18 protein-coding genes are annotated in these 17,683 nt (G+C 63.1%); 12 read left to right on the forward strand and 6 right to left on the reverse strand.

Annotated elements, in window-relative coordinates; translation table 11 throughout:
• Nucleotides 1-291: 291 nt before the first annotated feature.
• From AB4Y35_RS23740 to AB4Y35_RS23770, 7 genes are all read left to right on the forward strand, one after another.
• Nucleotides 292-387: a potassium-transporting ATPase subunit F gene (locus AB4Y35_RS23740; protein ID WP_368690381.1), complete on the forward strand. Its 96-nt coding sequence runs from the start codon at nt 292-294 to the stop codon at nt 385-387.
• Nucleotides 384-2,192 carry a potassium-transporting ATPase subunit KdpA gene (kdpA, locus tag AB4Y35_RS23745; protein WP_368706226.1) on the forward strand — a complete coding sequence of 603 codons (1,809 nt, stop codon included), beginning with the start codon at nt 384-386 and terminating at the stop codon, nt 2,190-2,192. The genes AB4Y35_RS23740 and kdpA overlap by 4 nt, the downstream gene beginning before the upstream one ends.
• A 13-nt stretch (nt 2,193-2,205) precedes the next feature.
• A complete protein-coding gene (gene kdpB / locus AB4Y35_RS23750) occupies nt 2,206-4,356 on the forward strand; it encodes a potassium-transporting ATPase subunit KdpB (RefSeq protein ID WP_368706227.1) in 2,151 nt (716 codons plus the stop codon).
• 3 nt (nt 4,357-4,359) lie between these two features.
• Nucleotides 4,360-4,941, forward strand: a complete 582-nt coding sequence (gene kdpC / locus AB4Y35_RS23755; RefSeq protein WP_368706228.1) for a potassium-transporting ATPase subunit KdpC — start codon at nt 4,360-4,362, stop codon at nt 4,939-4,941.
• Nucleotides 4,942-5,020: 79 nt separating this feature from the next.
• Entirely contained in the window at nt 5,021-7,840 is a 2,820-nt protein-coding gene (locus tag AB4Y35_RS23760) for a DUF4118 domain-containing protein (protein ID WP_368706229.1), read from the forward strand.
• The gene (locus tag AB4Y35_RS23765; RefSeq protein ID WP_368706230.1) at nt 7,837-8,538 is read left to right on the forward strand and encodes a response regulator; all 702 of its coding nucleotides are present in this window, start codon (nt 7,837-7,839) and stop codon (nt 8,536-8,538) included. Before AB4Y35_RS23760 ends, AB4Y35_RS23765 begins: the two co-directional genes overlap by 4 nt.
• 102 nt (nt 8,539-8,640) lie before the next feature.
• On the forward strand, nt 8,641-9,057 hold the full coding sequence (locus AB4Y35_RS23770; RefSeq protein WP_368690387.1) for a universal stress protein: 417 nt from the start codon (nt 8,641-8,643) through the stop codon (nt 9,055-9,057).
• Nucleotides 9,058-9,082: 25 nt separating this feature from the next.
• Here AB4Y35_RS23770 and AB4Y35_RS23775 read toward each other — a convergent pair whose 3' ends face one another.
• Nucleotides 9,083-10,264, reverse strand: coding sequence for a cation:proton antiporter (locus tag AB4Y35_RS23775; RefSeq protein WP_368706231.1), 1,182 nt, complete (start codon nt 10,262-10,264; stop codon nt 9,083-9,085).
• Nucleotides 10,265-10,658: 394 nt separating this feature from the next.
• Between AB4Y35_RS23775 and AB4Y35_RS23780 the strand changes: the two genes are divergently transcribed.
• The 4 genes from AB4Y35_RS23780 (at nt 10,659) to AB4Y35_RS23795 (ending at nt 13,790) form a co-directional block, all read left to right on the forward strand.
• Nucleotides 10,659-11,207 carry an aspartate carbamoyltransferase gene (locus AB4Y35_RS23780; protein ID WP_368706232.1) on the forward strand — a complete coding sequence of 183 codons (549 nt, stop codon included), beginning with the start codon at nt 10,659-10,661 and terminating at the stop codon, nt 11,205-11,207.
• 15 nt (nt 11,208-11,222) lie between these two features.
• Nucleotides 11,223-11,894 carry a Crp/Fnr family transcriptional regulator gene (locus tag AB4Y35_RS23785; protein ID WP_368706233.1) on the forward strand — a complete coding sequence of 224 codons (672 nt, stop codon included), beginning with the start codon at nt 11,223-11,225 and terminating at the stop codon, nt 11,892-11,894.
• A 94-nt stretch (nt 11,895-11,988) separates the two neighbouring features.
• The gene (locus AB4Y35_RS23790; RefSeq protein ID WP_368706234.1) at nt 11,989-13,212 is read left to right on the forward strand and encodes a Zn-dependent hydrolase; all 1,224 of its coding nucleotides are present in this window, start codon (nt 11,989-11,991) and stop codon (nt 13,210-13,212) included.
• 125 nt (nt 13,213-13,337) lie between these two features.
• Nucleotides 13,338-13,790, forward strand: a complete 453-nt coding sequence (locus AB4Y35_RS23795) for a PA2169 family four-helix-bundle protein (protein ID WP_368706737.1) — start codon at nt 13,338-13,340, stop codon at nt 13,788-13,790.
• 80 nt (nt 13,791-13,870) lie between these two features.
• Here the strand turns inward: AB4Y35_RS23795 and AB4Y35_RS23800 are convergent, their stop codons facing one another.
• The 5 genes from AB4Y35_RS23800 to AB4Y35_RS23820 form a co-directional block, all read right to left on the reverse strand.
• Nucleotides 13,871-14,191 carry a hypothetical protein gene (locus AB4Y35_RS23800; protein WP_368706235.1) on the reverse strand — a complete coding sequence of 107 codons (321 nt, stop codon included), beginning with the start codon at nt 14,189-14,191 and terminating at the stop codon, nt 13,871-13,873.
• 289 nt (nt 14,192-14,480) lie between these two features.
• Nucleotides 14,481-14,660, reverse strand: a complete 180-nt coding sequence (locus AB4Y35_RS23805) for a hypothetical protein (protein ID WP_368706236.1) — start codon at nt 14,658-14,660, stop codon at nt 14,481-14,483.
• A gap of 275 nt (nt 14,661-14,935) precedes the next feature.
• On the reverse strand, nt 14,936-15,118 hold the full coding sequence (locus AB4Y35_RS23810) for a hypothetical protein (RefSeq protein WP_368706237.1): 183 nt from the start codon (nt 15,116-15,118) through the stop codon (nt 14,936-14,938).
• A 173-nt stretch (nt 15,119-15,291) separates the two neighbouring features.
• A complete protein-coding gene (locus AB4Y35_RS23815; RefSeq protein WP_342920140.1) occupies nt 15,292-15,840 on the reverse strand; it encodes a carboxymuconolactone decarboxylase family protein in 549 nt (182 codons plus the stop codon).
• A 110-nt stretch (nt 15,841-15,950) separates the two neighbouring features.
• Entirely contained in the window at nt 15,951-16,778 is an 828-nt protein-coding gene (locus AB4Y35_RS23820; protein ID WP_368706238.1) for a helix-turn-helix domain-containing protein, read from the reverse strand.
• Between the two features lie 567 nt (nt 16,779-17,345).
• On the opposite strand from AB4Y35_RS23820, the gene AB4Y35_RS23825 reads away from it, so the two are divergent.
• A complete protein-coding gene (locus tag AB4Y35_RS23825; RefSeq protein ID WP_256095105.1) occupies nt 17,346-17,564 on the forward strand; it encodes a BON domain-containing protein in 219 nt (72 codons plus the stop codon).
• The last annotated feature ends 119 nt before the right edge of the window (nt 17,565-17,683 follow it).

The raw sequence follows: 17,683 nt of genomic DNA on the forward strand, positions 1-17,683 counted from the left end.
GGCCGTTGAATTAAACAGCTTACGCAATGGAACCCGGTGACGCGCCGGACACGGATGTGCCGACGACCGCCTTTTTCGATGGCTTCGATATTTACACCTTTTTTATTCGCGGTTTCCTAGTCTTGACAAGGCCAGTAGAAGGGGCCGACTTCACGTCGTGATTTCCGATCGTTTGCGGAGCATCGATATGGACCTGATCTACATCGCCGGCATTGTGGTCTTCCTCGGGCTCAGTGTCGCGCTTGTCATGGGTTGCGAGAAGCTTTACGGGCATGCACCGGGAGGCCGGCCATGACCGCATGGATGATCTGGCTCGCCGGCGCCGCGACGCTGCTCCTGCTCGTGTACCTCGTGTACGCGCTACTGCGCGCGGAGGAACTCGAATGAATACCTACAACCTGCTCCACGTCGTGCTTTTCATCGTAGTCCTGACGGCTGTCGCCGTTCCGCTCGGCCACTACATGACCTCGGTGCTCGACGGCTCATCGGTCGTCGTGCGCAAGATCGGGCGGCCTGTCGAGCATTCGCTGTATCGGCTCGCCGGCGTGGACCGCGATGCCGAAATGACATGGAAGCAGTACGCGTTCGCGGTGCTGCTGTTCAATGCGCTCGGTGCCCTGGCGGTATATGGCTTTCTGCGCCTGCAGCAATGGTTGCCGGCGAACCCGCAGGGCTTCGGTCCCATGACGCCCGATGGCGCCTTCAATACGGCGATCAGCTTCATCACCAACACGAACTGGCAGAACTATACGCCGGAAAGCACGGTCAGCTATCTCACGCAGATGACGGCGCTCGCCGTGCAGAACTTCCTTTCCGCGGCGACCGGCATTGCCGTGGCCGTCGCGCTGATCCGGGGGTTTGCGCGCCACACGACAAAGACGATCGGCAATTTCTGGGTCGACCTGACGCGCTCCACGCTGTACATCCTCATGCCGATCGCGTTCGTCATCGCGCTGGTGCTCGTGAGTCAGGGGGCGATCCAGAACTTCAAGGCGTATGTGGACGTGCCGACGCTGCAGGTCACGACCTACCAGGTGCCGAAGACCGATGCACAGGGCAATCCGGTCAAGGATGCCAAGGGCAACCCCGTGATGCAGGACATGAAGGCCGACAAGCAGACCATTGCGATGGGCCCGCTGGCATCGCAGGAAGCGATCAAGATGCTCGGCACCAATGGCGGCGGATTCTTCAATGCCAATTCCGCGCATCCGTACGAGAACCCCACGCCGCTGTCGAATTTCGTCCAGATGATCGCCATGCTGTGCATTGGCGCCGCGCTGTGCATCGTGTTCGGCCGGATGGTCGGCGACAACCGGCAAGGCTACGCCGTGCTGGCGGCCATGACCATCGCGTTTGCGATCGGCTGCTGGGGCGAGATCTCGTCGGAGCAGGCCGGCAATCCGCTGTTCACGTCGCTGCGCGTCGACCAGACGAGGTCGGCGCTGCAGACCGGCGGCAACATGGAAGGCAAGGAAGTGCGGTTCGGCATTGCCGATTCCGGCATCTTTACTGTCGCCACCACGTCGGCGTCGTGTGGGGCGGTGAACAATGCACACGATTCGCTTACGCCGATGGGCGGCTTCGTGCCGCTCCTGATGATGCAGCTGGGCGAGGTCGTCTACGGCGGCGTAGGTTCGGGGCTGTACGGGATGCTGGTCTTTGCGCTGCTTGCGGTGTTCATCGCCGGGTTGATGATCGGTCGCACACCTGAGTATATCGGCAAGAAGATCGAATCTTACGAGATGAAAATGGTATCGATCGCGGTCCTCATCATGCCGATGATCGTGCTCGTCGGCACGTCGATCGGCGTGCTGTCGCCGCTCGGCACCGCAGGCATTGCCAATCCCGGCCCACACGGCTTCTCCGAAATTCTCTACGCGTTCACGTCGGGCACCAACAACAACGGCAGCGCATTCGCGGGGCTCTCCGTCAATACGCCGTTCTATAACGTGCTGCTGGCCATTGCCATGTGGTTTGGCCGGTTCGTGCCGGCGGTCGCGGTGCTCGCCGTCGCGGGCTCGCTCGCCGAAAAGAAGCGCATTGCGGTGACCGAAGGGACCTTGCCCACGCATGGCCCGCTGTTCGTCGTGCTGCTGCTGGGGGCGGTGCTTCTGATTGGCGCGCTGACGTTCGTGCCCGCGCTCGCGCTCGGGCCCGTTGCCGAGCATCTGTCGATGATTGCCGGTCACTGAGTACGAGGAAAGCATGTCTACGCCCACTCAACCGCCTGCCCATCGTCCCGACAATCTTGGCCAGGCACGCACGGCCGCACGCTCGATGTTCGATCCGGTGCTCGTAAAGCCCGCCATCGCCGAGTCGTTCAGGAAGCTCAAGCCGCGTACGCAGTTGCGCAATCCCGTGATGTTTTGCGTGTACGTGGGCAGCATCCTGACGACGATCCTCTGGTTCGCCGCGCTCGCCGGCCAGGCCGAGGCGCCGGCGGGCTTCATCCTCGCCATTGCATTGTGGCTGTGGTTTACCGTGCTGTTCGCCAACTTTGCGGAAGCGCTCGCCGAAGGCCGCTCCAAGGCACAGGCAGCGTCGCTGCGCAGCGCGAAGCACAACGTGATGGCGAAAAAGCTCAACGACCCGCATCCGAAATCGCCCGTCACGGTGATGGCCTCCACCGATCTGCGCAAAGGCGATGTGGTGCTGATCGAGACGGGCGACACGATTCCGGCCGACGGCGAAGTCATCGAGGGCGTCGCGTCCGTTGACGAATCGGCCATTACGGGCGAATCCGCGCCCGTGATCCGCGAATCGGGCGGCGACTTTTCGTCGGTGACGGGCGGCACGCGCGTGCTGTCCGACTGGATCGTGGTGCGGGTTTCGGTCAATCCCGGCGAGGCTTTCCTCGACCGGATGATCGCGATGGTCGAAGGAGCCAAACGGCAGAAGACCCCGAACGAGATCGCGCTGACGATCCTGCTGGTGGCGTTGACACTCGTGCTGCTGTTCGCCACGGCGACCTTGTTGCCGTTCTCGATCTTCTCCGTGGCAGCCGCACAGGCGGGCCACGTCGTGACCATCACGGCCCTCGTGGCCCTGCTGGTGTGCCTGATTCCCACCACCATCGGCGGGCTGCTCTCCGCGATTGGCGTGGCGGGTATGAGCCGCATGATGCAGGCCAACGTGATCGCAACTTCGGGGCGCGCGGTCGAGGCGGCGGGCGACGTCGACGTGCTGCTGCTGGACAAGACAGGCACCATCACGCTGGGCAACCGGCAGGCATCGACCTTTGTGCCGGCGCCCGGCGTCTCGGAGCAGGACCTCGCCGACGCGGCGCAACTGGCGTCGCTCGCCGACGAAACGCCGGAGGGCCGCAGCATCGTCGTGCTCGCCAAGCAGCGCTTCAATATCCGCGAGCGCGACATGAGCGCGCTGCACGCCACGTTTCTCGGCTTCACGGCGCAGACGCGGATGAGCGGGGTCGACCTGCCGGAGCGCGAGATCCGCAAGGGCGCGTCGGATGCGGTGAAGCTGTATGTCGAGTCCCATGGCGGCCGCTATCCGGGCGAGGTCAACAACGCGGTGACGGATGTCGCGCGACGCGGGAGTACGCCGCTCGTGGTGGCCGAGAAGGCGGGTGGTCACGGCACGGGCGAAGGCGGGCCGGCGCGCGTGCTCGGCGTGATCGAGTTGAAGGACATCGTGAAGGGCGGCATCAAGGAGCGCTTTGCCGAACTGCGCAAGATGGGCATCCGCACGGTCATGATCACCGGTGACAACCGGCTCACGGCCGCGGCGATTGCCGCTGAAGCCGGTGTCGACGACTTCCTCGCCGAAGCGACGCCGGAAGCCAAGCTCAAGATGATCCGCACGCATCAGTCGGCCGGGCGCCTCGTTGCGATGACGGGCGACGGCACCAACGATGCGCCCGCGCTCGCACAGGCCGACGTCGCAGTGGCGATGAACAGCGGCACACAGGCGGCGAAAGAAGCGGGCAACATGGTCGATCTCGATTCGAACCCGACCAAGCTGATCGAGATCGTCGAGATCGGCAAGCAGATGCTGATGACACGCGGCTCGCTGACGACGTTCTCTATCGCGAACGACGTGGCGAAGTATTTCGCGATCATTCCGGCGGCCTTCGCCTCGACTTACCCGAAACTGCGCGTGCTCGACGTGATGCACCTGACGTCCCCGTCGTCGGCCATCTTGTCTGCGGTGATCTTCAACGCGCTGATCATCGTCGCGCTCATCCCGCTTGCGCTCAAGGGCGTCCAGTATCGCGCGCTCGGCGCCGCCGCCGTGTTGCGCCGGAACCTGCTGATCTACGGCCTTGGCGGCATCCTGCTGCCGTTTCCGTTCATCAAGCTGATCGATGTCGTGCTTACCGCATTTGGATGGGTGTGAACCATGAACAATTCCGTGCGCCCCGTGCTGGTGTTGTTTGTGTTGCTGACGGTGATCACGGGCGGCATCTACCCGCTCGTGGTGACGGCGGTGTCCCAGGCCGTGTTTTCGCATGACGCGAACGGCAGCCTGATCGAAAAGAACGGCAAACCGGTCGGCTCGACATTGCTCGGCCAGCAGTTCGACGCACCGTACTATTTCTGGGGCCGCGTGTCGGCCACGACGCCGAATCCCTATAACGCGCAGAATTCCGGCGGCTCGAACCTCGGACCGACGAATCCGGCCCTTGCCGACGAAGTGAAGGGGCGCCTCGCGGCGCTGCACGACGCCGATCCGTCGAACACGACGCCGCCTCCGGTGGATCTCGTGACTTCTTCGGGCAGCGGGCTGGACCCCGACATCACGCCGGCCGCGGCGGCGTATCAGGCCGCGCGCGTGGCGAAAGCGCGTGGACTGCCGCTCGACCAGGTCGACGGACTGATCGCGCAGCACACGTCTGGCCGGCAGTTCGGCCTGTTCGGGGAGCCACGCGTCAATGTGCTGACATTGAATCTCGCACTCGACGAGATCAAGCCGATGCATTGAGGTTTTGCCGACTCGGCGTGACCTGGCCGACGCCCGCCCCGACAGCGCGACCATGGGATGACTCGCAAGGAGACGTGCGATGAACCGGCCCGATCCCGACGAACTGCTGGACCGGATGCAGCGTGATGAAGAAAAAAGCCAGCGAGGACGGCTGAAAATATTTTTTGGCGCATCGGCCGGCGTCGGCAAGACATTTGCGATGCTGCAGGCGGCCCGCCGCCGCAAGGACGAAGGTGCCGACGTCGTCGTGGGGATCGTGGAAACGCATGGGCGCAAGGAGACGCTCGCACTGATCGAAGGCCTGGAGGTCATCGCACCCGCGCGCATCGAATATCGCGGCCGCCTGCTTGCCGAATTCGATCTCGACGCCGCGCTCGCGCGCAAGCCGCAACTGATCCTCGTCGACGAGCTCGCGCATTCGAACGTCCAGGGCAGCCGGCATCTGAAGCGCTGGCAGGACGTGCAGGAACTGCTGGCTGCCGGCATCGACGTGTTCACGACGGTCAACGTCCAGCATCTCGAGAGCCTGAACGACGTGGTCGGACAGATCACGGGCATCCGCGTGTGGGAGACGGTGCCCGACCGCGTATTCGATCTCGCCGACGAGGTCACGCTCGTCGATCTGCCGCCCGAGGAGCTGCTTGACCGGCTGCGCGAAGGCAAGGTCTACATGCCGCAGCAGGCGGAGCATGCGGTCCGCAATTTCTTTCGCAAGGGCAATCTGATCGCGCTGCGCGAGCTCGCGTTGCGCCGCACGGCCGACCGCGTCGATGCGCAGATGCGCGAGTACCGCGCCGATCAGTCGATCGAGCGCATCTGGCAGGCGCGCGAACGCATCATCGTGTGCGTCGGCGCGGGCCAGGCGAGCAGCAATCTCGTGCGCGCGGCGGCGCGCCTCGCTTCGAACCAGAAAGCGGACTGGCTGGCGGTCTACGTCGAGACGCCGAAGCTGGCGCGGCTGCCCGACGCCATTCGCAAGCGCACGCTCGACGCGCTCAAACTCGCCTCCGAGCTGGGCGCGGAAACGGTCACGCTGCAGGGCGACGAGGTCGCGACGACGGTGCTGGCTTACGCTCGCATGCGCAACGTATCGAAGCTGGTGGTGGGCGCGTCGTCGGTGAGGGGATGGCGCGCGCGCCTCAGTCCGTCCGTTGCGCAGCAGATGGTCTGGTCGGCGCGCGATATCGACGTCACGGTGGTCAACTCCGGCGCGGTGCGCGAAGCCGCCGAGCGCCGCGATGCCGTGAGCGGGTTTGCGGGGCCCGAAATGGGCGCGCACCGCTCCGCACCGGTTTCCTACGCCTGGGCACTCGCGATCTGCGCGGCCATTACGGCGATCGCCGGCATGCTGCTTGACCGGATCGCGCAGACCAATCTCGTGATGCTCTATCTGCTCGGCGCCGTCTTCACGGCCGCGCGGCTCGGGCGCGGGCCGGGCGTGCTGTTCTCGTTTCTCGGCGTGGCGGCATTCGATTTCTTTTTCGTGCCGCCACGCATGTCGTTCACGGTCGCCGACACGCAATATCTGCTCACCTTTGCCGTGATGCTGATGACCTCGCTGATGATCAGTCACCTGACCGCGAGCCTCAAGCGTCAGGCGCATCTCGCCACGCTGCGCGAGCGCCGCACGGGCGCCATGTTCGCGATGACGCGCGAACTGGGTGGCGCCCTGATGACGGACCAGATCATCGAGATCGGCATGCGTCACGTGAGCGAAGTGTTCCAGGCTCGCACGGCGGTCCTGCTGCCGGATAGCGCGGAGAAGGTGCGGCCCAAGGTCGAGAATCCCGATCCGGCGACCGCACTCGACGACGTCGATCTCGATATCGCCCAATGGGTCTATGACCAGCAGAAACAGGCCGGTCACGGCACGGAGACCCTGCCTGCCGCGACGGCGCTGTACCTGCCGCTGAAGGCGCCGATGCGCACGCGCGGCGTGATCGCGCTGCTGTCCGAACGGATGGCGGAGTTTGCCGTGCCCGAGCAGCGGCGCATGCTCGATACCTTTGTCGCGCAGATCGCGCTCGCACTCGAACGGGTGCACTACGTCGAGATCGCACAGGACGCGCTGGTCAGCATGGAATCGGAACGCCTGCGCAATTCGTTGTTGTCCGCGATTTCCCATGACCTGCGCACGCCCCTCACGGCGATCGTGGGTTTCGCCTCGGTGCTCGCCGAGCAGGGCGCCGCCTTGACAGGCGGGCCCAGGGCACAGGAGCTTTCGGAGGCGATCCGCGAGGAGGCGCTGAGAATGAACGGGCTCGTCGTCAATCTGCTCGATATGGCGCGTCTCGAGGAAGGCAGCATGCGGCTGAACCGGCAGTGGTCGTCGATCGAGGAGGTGATCGGCTCCGCGCTGGCCGCCTGCCGGCGCATGCTGGGCGAACGCAAGGTTGAGGCACGCGTGCCCCCGGATATCCCGCTCGTGCAGTTCGACGCGGTACTCGTCGAACGGCTCTTCGCCAACCTGTTCGAGAACGCGGCCAGATATACGCCCGCAGGGTCGCCGCTCACCATTGTTGCGTCCATGTTGCACGAGGAGGCACACCGGTACGTGCGGGTCGAAGTCCGGGATAGCGGGCCGGGGCTGCCTGCGGGCATGGAAACACGGGTGTTCGACAAGTTCACCCGTGGCGAGAAGGAATCGGCACTGCCGGGCATGGGGTTGGGGCTTGCCATCAGCCGCGCGATCGTCGAGGCGCACGGGGGCAGGATAGGCGCGTCCAACCGCACCGATATGAACGGTAACGTGCTCGGCGCCTGTTTCTGGTTCATGTTGCCTGCGGACGAAACACCGCCTGCGGAAACCGAAGTCCCGGAACTACGCGGGCCGGGGACGTCCCAGAACCGGTCGCCGGACGCCTCCGGTAGTGCCGTGAATCGCCTGGCCATGCCATGAGCGATCCGAGCGTTACGGTTGTCCTGATCGGGGACGACCGGCAGATTCGCCGGTATGTGCGAGCCGCACTCGAAAGCGAGGCGATGCGCGTCTTCGATGCCGGCACCGGGCAGGAAGGGCTCGCCATCAGCGCCAGCGCCAGGCCCGATCTGGTGATCATCGATCCGGGCCTGCCGGACATGGAGGGTGTGGACGTGATCCGGCAACTGCGCGCCTGGTCCGCTGTGCCGGTCATCGTGCTGTCGGCACGCGCCCGGGAAACGGACAAGGTGATGGCGCTCGACGCAGGCGCTGACGATTACGTGACCATGCCGTTCGGCATTGCCGAATTGCTGGCACGCATCCGGGCGCACCTGCGCAGGCAGGATCGCTCCGTCACCGCGGAATCGGCCAGGGTGTCGTTCGGCGCGGTGACGGTCAATCTGGCAGCCAGGTCGGTGCAGCGCGCCGGCGCGACGATCCATCTGTCACCCATCGAGTATCGCCTGCTGGTCACGCTCGTTCGTCACGCAGGCTGTGTGCTGACCCATCGCCAGCTCCTGGAGGAGGTCTGGGGACCCGCCCATGCGCAAAACGCGAACTATCTGCGCATCTATATGGCGCACCTGCGCCAGAAGCTCGAAGGGGATCCGGCCCGACCCGAGCATATCGTGACGGAGACCGGGGTTGGATATTGCCTCGTCGGCGTAGGCTGTTGATGAGATTTTTATACGTTGCCCCGCTACTTTTACGTCATTCTGGCGAGGTCCGTGCTTCAATCAGGCTGAAAATGACGAATGGGTGTGGACTGGAGGTTGGCTGTGCTGAAACTGCTTATTCCCGTGCTCGGTGCCAAAGGGGCGACCGAAGCGGCGCGTCACGGAGCATTCCTGTTTTCGGAACGATGCGTATCCGAGGTCGAGATCGTCGAAGTGCTCGACGACGTGGCACGAGGCCGTGCCGTAGCGTTCCATTCACCGGCGGCGTTGCACCGGCGGGAGAAGCAGGCAGCACTCGATGCGCTCATGCAAACGCGGGCGATTCTCGATGACGCGGGCGTGCCGTATACATGGAAACGCGTGTTCGGGCCGGCGGAGCGGACCATCGCACAGTGTGCAGAGAAGGGGCATGCGGATATCGTGGTGCTCGATGCAAGCCACCTCGGCTTTTTCCACAAATGGGCCGTCCTCGCCAGGCTATGGCGCCTGACTTCGACACCAGTGACGATGCTCCACTGAAATCTGCATGCCGCTGGGTGCAGCGTCACACGACTCGCAAGCGCCGCAGCAGCACTGTCATCGTGGTGCCCTGAACGAAAATCGAAAAGGCGACCACGGCAAACGACACCGTGACGATTTCCTCGCGACGCGGCACGCCGGGCGGCAAGCCCATGGCGAGCGCCAAAGCCAGCGCGCCTCGCATGCCCCCCCAGAACAGGATATGTTGATGCCGCACGTCGATGCGCAGCGATGAGCGCGCGAACAGCATGCAGCACGGGTAGACCGCCACCGCGCGCGCCAGCATCACGACGACCACGGCGATGCCGATCGAAGCCCACACCGTTTCGTACTCCCGCTGGGCCTGCTGAATGCCGATGAAGAGAAAGATGAACGAATTCGCGGCGAACACCGCGTATTCGAGTACGTTCTCGACGGCTTCGCGGCCTCTCTTCGTCATCGGATTGACCGCGTTGCGCGTCCCCATCACGAGGCCTGCAACCAGCGTTGCGAGCACCCCCGAAAGATGAAGGTTCTCGGCGAGCAGAAACGAGCCATAGGCCGCGATCATGGCGAACGCAATTTCGACGAGGTGATCGTCGGTACGGTGTAGCAGCGACAGCACCACGTTGCCGATCAGCAAGCCGCACAGGACCGAGCCGAGAAGCACGACGCCGGTGATCTTCAGCACGTCGAGCGGATGAACGTGCGCGCCGCCGACGAATGCCAGCACGACGCGAAAGCCTGCGGCGGCCGTGCCGTCGTTGAAGAGGCTCTCCGCCTCCATCAAATTCCTGAAGCGGCCCGCCACGCCGGCTTCCCTGAAACTGGCCAGGACGGAGACGGGATCCGTCGCGGCGATCAACATGCCGAAGAGCAGGCCCGAAATCCAGTCCCAGTGCAACAGGTAATGCATGCCCATGGCCGTCACGCCAGCCGACACGAGCACGCCGACGAAAGCTAACGTCTGGACGACGGCAAAGTCTCTGCGAATTTCCCCCCAACGCATGTGAAACGCCGCTTCGAAAATGAGCGGCGGCAGCAGTACGTTGTAGATGAAATCTTCGTTGAGAGGGATAACGGGAAATCGGGAAGAGGCGAGAAAAGAGAGGACGATTCCAGCGATAACCAGACCGACGCTGTACGGCATGTGCAAACGCCGCACGAGCATTGCCACCAATGCCGAAACGAGCAACAGCACTTCGAAAAGGCCGACGTTAAAGTCCATCCGGACGGCTCCGGTCGAGGGAGGCGGAAGTTTCGCTGCGGCTGGCCCGATCTCGCCAACGCATTGTGTTGCTGGGCGAATCCCGCAGTATAGGCGCTGCGCTGTTATCAGATCATACGCAGGGAAAGGTCCTGGCTGCTATGCGTGCCGGGCCTGGACGATGTGGACATCGACGCGCCTCGTGTTCGTCGCCAGGGCGTGACGAAATAGGCGGTGGCATGCCCATTAGAATTGGCGTAGCTGGCGGCATCTCATCGGCCATGGCACGACGCGTCCAGCGGACCCGCGAACGCTGGCTTCCCGCGCGAACGGCGCACTGCGGCGTATGATTCCAGTCATAGTCCGAGCGAAACGCCGGCGCTAAACTGCTTGCGACTTTCGACTGGAGCACCCCATGCAATGCCCTTCAACCACCGCATTCGCGACATGGACTGCCGTGCTGCTCGGCGCCGCTGTTCTTTCGTCTACCGCCACCGCCGAAGTCACGGCGCGACAGGGAGACGTTGCGCAACAGGGCGCAAAGGTGATGCCATTCTCGCTTGCCGCCACCACTCACATCTTTACGAAGACCGCAGACGGTGGGATTCAGCAGGTCGTCACGAAGCGTCATGATCCGAAGCAGGTCGCGCTGATCCGCAGGCATCTGGCCGGGATCGCCCAGCGGTTCGCGGCGGGTGACTTCGAGGCGCCGGAGCAGACCCACGGCAGCGATATGCCCGGCCTCGCTGCCCTGCGTACAGCCCAGCCGGGCGAACTGAAGATCCATTATCTCGACTTGCCCAATGGCGGCGAAATCGTGTACCGCTCGGAGGAGCCTCGCCTCGTCGCCGCGCTGCACGTGTGGTTCGATGCGCAGCTGTCCGATCACGGCCAGGACGCGATGGCGGGGCACGAATCCGGCATGATGCATCATCATTCGATGAACGCTTCGACAGCGCAATAGACCGCACAGGTGAACATGACCGATCTTTCCGATTCCCTCAGTGCATATGCGGTGGCGGACCTGCAGAAGTGGCCGGACGCGCTGCGCGATTCAGCCCTGTTGCGCCGCTACGATCGGGGCGCTTACGTATTCAAGCGCGGACAGCGGGTCGAGTCGGTCTACCTTGTTCAGAAGGGGCAGGTACTCTTGCGACGTGACGAAGCGCACGGCGAATCCCTCACGCTGCAGACTGCGCGTCCTCGTGAGTTCTTCGCCGAAGCGAGCCTCTTCAGTCCGCACTACCACTGCGATGCATTTTGCGCGAGCCCGAGCGAACTGCTGGTCGTTCCAGCGAAGACGCTACTTGCGTGTCTGGAGGGTGATCCATTGTTCGCGGTCGACTGGATCCGGCTCCTGTCTCGGCAACTCGTGCGCAGTCGCGCACGCGAGGAACGCCTGACGTTGCGTTCGCCGCGCGATCGCGTCCTGCATTGCCTGCGTCTTGAGCACGACACTCACAAACGGTTCACGGCACCCGGCACGCTCATGCAATGGGCGGGCACGCTCGGAATCGCCCATGAAACCTTGTATCGCACTCTGGCTCAGCTGGAACAGCAGGGCCTGATCGTGCGCGACGGGACTCAAATCGTCCTCACGGAGCGTCAACGGGAGAATGCCGGACGATCACGCCGAACGCAAAGCCGTTGAGAGCGAGAAGGAAAGGTTTTCGGGCGTCAATTATTTTTGAATTTTCGTTATCGAGCCAGGTGGACAGGCTCGGTGCTTTTCGGGAGCGTGCAAGATGATCTTCGTAAATCAGCAAAGACTCTGGGATGCGCTGATGGAGATGGCGGCAATCGGCGCGACCGCGCACGGCGGCAGTTGTCGGCTCGCGCTGACCGACGAGGACGTGCAGGGCCGGCGGCGCTTCATGCGCTGGTGCGAGGAAGCCGGCTGCGAAATCCGCATCGATCCGATCGGCAACGTGTTCGCGCGACGGCCAGGCACGCAGCCCGACGCCCCCGCCGTGATGTGCGGCAGTCATCTCGACACGCAACCGCTCGGCGGCCGATTCGACGGCGTGTACGGCGTGCTCGCGGGTCTCGAGGCCATACGCACGCTCAACGAGCTTGGCATCGCGACGCGGCATCCGATCGACGTGGTGGCATGGACCAATGAAGAGGGCTCGCGCTTCACGCCGGGCATGATGGGCTCCGCGGTCTACGCGGGCACGCTGGATCTCGATACCGCACGCGAGCGGCCCTGTATGCAGACGGGCGTGCGGCTCGGCGAGGAACTCGAGCGCACCGGCTTTGCCGGCAGCGCGCGCGAACGGCAGATGCCGAAAGCCTACTTCGAAGCCCATATCGAGCAAGGCCCGGTGCTGGAGAACGCCGGCGTGCCGATCGGCGTCGTGACCGGCGTGCAGGGCATGTACGAACTCGATGTGACGGTGACCGGCTTCGAATCGCACGCGGGCACGACGCCGATGAGCGTGCGCAAGGATGCGATGGGCGCAGCGGCCGCGATGATCGCCGCAATCATCGAGCACGGCCATGGCTTCGATGCCGACGCCCGCGTGACCGTCGGGCATGTCGCCTGCCAGCCGAATTCGCCGAGCACGATACCGGGGCTCGTCAAGTTCAGCCTCGACGTTCGCCACCCATCGCGGCCGGCGCTGCAACGGCTCGTCGCCGACATCGAAGCGATCTGCCTGCAGCGCACCGCGCTGCGCGGCACGAGTGTGCAGGTGCAGACGGTCGCCGAGTATGAACCGGTGGTCTTCGACACCGGGTGTGTTGCGCGCGTGCGCGAGGCGGCGACCGCCGCCGGCTATGCGTGGCTGGAGATGTGCAGCGGCGCGGGGCACGACGCGGTGAACCTCTCATACGTTGCACCGAGCGCGATGGTGTTCGTTCCGTGCAAGGCCGGACTCAGCCACAACGAGGCCGAAGACGCCGACCCGCTGCATCTCGCGCAAGGGGCGTCGGTGCTGGCGAATCTGCTGGCAGATTGCGCACGCTAGCGAATTGAGTCGTGCGGCAGGTCGCTCGCCGCGCGCATACAGGGATCGTACCCTTGGCGCGCCGGTTCGGGCACGGCGTATGCGAAAACGGGAGTCTCACGCGGTTACTCGACGGGAGCAAACCCATGACGACCACTGTCATTGCCATGCTGAACGAGCTGATCGAAACTTCAAAGGACGGCGAGCAAGAATTCACCAAAGCAGCCGACGAGGCACAGCACGCAAGCGTGAACGAAGCACTGCTCGAAAGTGCCGTGCACTGCTCGCGTGGCGCGCGCGAGTTGCAGGAACTCGTCGTGAAGCTTGGCGGCAAGCCGGAAAACGGCGGCAGCGTTGCGGGCGCGTTGCATCGCGGCTGGCTCAACGTGAAATCTGCGGTTGGCACCCGCACCGACGACGCCATCCTGGCGGATTGCGAAAAGGGTGAAGATACCGCGGAGAAGCGGTTTCACGTTGCGCTTGAAAGGAATCTGCCCGCTGATGTGAACGCCGTGGTGGCGCGGCTATATTGCGATGTGGCACAGGATCTCGATCGCATCCGCGAGCTGCGCGTCCAGTTTGCGGAGACGAAGCCCTGACCTGAGGTCGGGCGGCCGTTGCATGGTGACCCGTGCCGCCACTGCGGCGGCATACAGTGAGACGAGGCGCCTTCTGGCGATCAATGATATTTGGCGGTGTGGCGACGATGCGCGGTCGCAAGGAGCGTATTGTCTGCGTGGTCGACGTGGCGCTCCTGCGCGCCAGGTTCAGTCACGACCACCCGCACGTCCTGCGCGAAGGCGTCCTCGAACCGGATGCGCGCTACTGTAAGACAATCCGCGGGCGTGCCGGCTCCCAGACGTACCGCGGTCTGGGCAGTGGCCTTCGCGGCAAGGCCAAAAACAGCGACCGCCTCATCCCATGTGAGGCCCGTCGTCATCACTTCCTGAATGAGCCTGCCCGCCACCGCCTCGATCTTCACTCTTCGTTCCTTATTCATCACACTACTCCCGCTATTGCACGTAGTCGCTTGAGGTATGGAAACAGCGCAAATTTCGGGCCCGGTGCGCAGTTGGGCTTGCTGGGGCAGCTGCCTCAATCGATTCCAGTGTTCTTGGGCGAGCGACCCTGGAGACGGCTACGTTTTCACTTGCAAGTGTTTTACGTTAAAACGACTGCCTTGTGATAAGAAAAATTATCTTTACAGATGTGTCGTGGATCGCTTTTCCGACGAATCTCCAACAGTTCGTTTCCTGCGGTCGCCGGGTTACCCTGCTCCGCGCGACGCGTTACTCGACGCGGCAATTGCATCGCGTGAGCTTGCGAAAGATCTGAAGCGCGAGCCCGCCGATCACCACGATCAATGCGCGACCGATACTCGAATCGACACTCGCCATGACCTCGGTGAAATAGATCGCGGCGCCTGCTACCAGGGGATGAAAGAGCCCCTTATCATGAAGTCCATCCATTTGAACTCTCCAACGTATGGACCGCCGACGGACGGCCCGCGCAATGTCTTTCCACTTGATACCGAAGGCAGTTCTCTCGCTGATTCGCTGCGATGTTTCGCATACCTGATTTCGTCTTTCCATGATCGACCACTCGTCCTGTCTAGCTGGTACACCGTTCTTGTTCCTCTTTTCCGAGGATCCAGGGGAATCTTAGCGATCGCATGAGCGCGATTCAATTACGTCGCGGGTAATCGAGAAGCTTCGAGGAAGCGGGGGCGCGCTATCGTGATCGTTTAGTCAGCCATCACTCCCACATGCACGGCATCTTCATAAGCCTGCGATAGCAGGTCCTCAGTTCCGAAGAAATCGTTGGCACTTTCGTCCAGCCAGGTGCGGTTTAGGCCTCCATCGCGCTTGCACGAAGAGACGAATTGGTAGGGGAACGAAGGTGCGGTCGATGAATTCACGTTGTTCATGATTGGCTCTTGTCCTTAAATCGGCGCACACGATTACCCCACAGGGTTGATGGGTCTGTACCCTGGCTTAGAGGAACCGGAGGATTAAAGACCCTTTCCCGAAGGGGAAAGGGCTTGAACGAGGCATTCTGCGGCGGCGGGTTTGGATGGTGCTCCCGCCGCTCAAACTCACTTCACGCCTTCCACGCGTAGGGCTGGAACATTTCTTCGAGGGGCGGCTGGGTGACGCTCGCGGTGTAGTTCGTGATCGTCGAGGCGGCGACCACGAGGATGACGTCGAGCACCAGTGCCTGATCGAAGCCAGCTTCGGTGAACGCAGCGATGTCGTCATCGTCGACGTGGCCGCGCTTTTCGATCAGCGTGCGTGCCAGGCGCGACAGCGCCGCGAGCTTCGGGTCCTCCGGGAGGCGGCGTTCGCGGATCGCCTGCACATCGGCCTCGCTCAGGCCTTCCTTGAGACCGAGGCACGAGTGGAATGCGACCGGCCAGGTGGCGCCATTGGTCACCGCATTGGTGAGCAGCAGCGTCTGGACATGCGCTTCGGAAAAGTTGCCGCCATGCGCCTGCTGAAACAGGCCGACGAGGCCATTGATCAGCTTCGGCGAGCCGGCAATCGCGCCAGCGATATTGGGCACCATGCCGAAGGCCTGGGCGAGCCCGTTCAGCGCGGGCTTCGATTGTTCAGGGGCGGATTCGAGGGTATAGATGGGGAAGTGAGCCACAGTATTTCCTTGAGAGTTGAAGGTATCGCTGATATCGATCAGGCGACAAGCACAGATTAGTGAGAGAAACGAGCCTCGCCAATTACATGGCTGGTAATCGGCGAGCCAAATCATTCTCGGGCCGCATCGAGCAGGGCGATGTGCCGCGCTTCGGTTGCGTCGTCGGCGGGAAACATGCATTCGATCCGCAGTTCCTGTGCGGCGACCGTCAGCGGTGTTCCGACCGTTGTGATCATCGAGAAGTAGTTGAGTACGGCGCCGTCGTTGATGAAGCCCATCGGCACGATCGGCAGCGTGGACGCAGAACCGGTCATCCCTTTCGATCGCCATTCGGGGCGCACGCCGGGGTAGGACAGCAGCGCGTCGAGGAGCTGTTTCGTCTGAGGATCGACGACGTGGCCCACCGATTCGCGTTGCACGCGCTGGATAAGGCTGTGCGCCACCGCCTCCCAGTTGGCCATATGGGGCCGCAAGCCGCGGGGATCGAAGATCAGGTGCAGGATGTTGCGCGGCCCCGCGCGTGCCGCCATATCGACGAAGCGGTTGAGGAAGTCCGGCGCGGCACGGTTGGTCATCAGCACGTTCCAGTACCGGTCCATGACGATCGCCGGAAACGGCTCGTGCTGCTGCAGAACACGCCTGGCCGCGCCTGTCACCAGCGACATCTCCTGGGCATTCCACGCCGCTTCCGAATACATGGGTGCGTATCCGGCCGACAGCAGCAGAACGTTGCGCTCGCATAGCGGCACATCGAGCGACTGCGCGAGATTCAGCAGTGTCTGCCGGCCCGGCACGCTTCGGCCGCTCTCGATGAAGCTGATCTGCCGCTGCGAGAGGCCCGCGTCGAGCGAAAGATCGAGCTGGCTGACGCCTCGCACTTCCCGCCAATAGCGAAGCAATCCGCCCAGTTCCTTCGACACTCGCTGGTTGAGGTCCAATGTGCTCATGGTCTTTCCGTATGTATGAGAACAAGCGGTCCGCTGCGATCGATGTACAACCGCGTTCGACCGGATAGCGGAAATTATCGATTCGTGACCATTTCGAGCAATTACGTCGCATGTAATCATTACGGCGGCGCGCCAACTGCCGCGAAATGATGTTCGGAAATGTTCCGCTAAATGGACCTTATCCTTTCGAAGGACCTTCAAATACCGGCATCAAAGCCTGTGACATCTGCACGGGCGATCGATCTCTCGCGTGTGCGACGAGAAGCTATATTGAGCAGTGACGACATCCATACATGAGCATGTCGGGTGTTCGTCCTATCGTTGCTCGCGCTGTTGGGCTCACGCGAGAACGTTCGTCGCGAGGTGCCGTTCTAAAACCGCCCCGGAGGGAGCATGGGAAGTCGCCTTGGAGGACAAGTCGTCGGTGCCGCACTGGTATTTGCCATCGCAGGCGGCGCGACCGGTACCAGCGCGCAAACAACTGTAAGTCCGCCTGTCGAGACGTCGGCGCAAACGGCGGCGGCTGCGCCGGCCGCGCCGCGTCGGAGGTCCGATACCATGCTGGCCGGCGACGTCCGTCGAGCCCTCGTGCGCAATCCTGGGGTGAATTCCATGAATATTCACGTACAGGTGCGCGGCGGCATCGTTACGCTGACTGGGTGGGTACCACAGCGCTCGCAGATCGAGCGGGCCAGTATCGCGGCAAGGTCAGTTCGCGGCGTCAGAGCGGTTTCGAATCGTTTAACGGTACGAACGGGGCACGGCGGTGGTCGTTGAGCCCATTGCCGATTTCTGTTGTTGCATGGTCATCGTGAGCCAATAGACCGGGCATCTTGTACAGGATGAATGCAGAGACATTAGCGTGAGGTCGGGTCGGGCGCCTTCACATAATAATT

It is taken from the genome of Paraburkholderia sp. EG286A (assembly GCF_040965375.1).
GTDB lineage: Bacteria > Pseudomonadota > Gammaproteobacteria > Burkholderiales > Burkholderiaceae > Paraburkholderia.